This window comes from Pontibacter sp. HSC-14F20 (assembly GCF_019599265.1).
Lineage (GTDB): Bacteria > Bacteroidota > Bacteroidia > Cytophagales > Hymenobacteraceae > Pontibacter.
Window position 1 is genome coordinate 1 of record NZ_JAHZTC010000097.1, and the last position, 213, is coordinate 213.

Below are 213 nucleotides of genomic sequence, written 5' to 3' on the forward strand. Positions count from 1 at the left end.
TGCCCTGGCTGATGACAGGGTTGAGTCTGGCCACCAGCTTTAGACTGCGGCCCTCCTTGTCCTGGAGCTTGAGGTTTTCCTTGCCTGAATAGGCCGCATCGCCGATTACTGTGTCCACCTGAAGGCCATTGGCGCGGCTTATTTCCACAAGCTTTGGAAGTTGGGGGCCATCGCCTTTTTCGCCCGAGGTGACAAGGGCGGCGGCAATGATGC

At 58.2% G+C, this 213-nt stretch carries 1 pseudogene; it reads right to left on the reverse strand.

Annotation, left to right across the window (positions count from 1 at the left end):
* Window positions 1-213 (reverse strand): annotated as a pseudogene (locus K3G39_RS20650) (IS5/IS1182 family transposase); the annotation flags it as partial.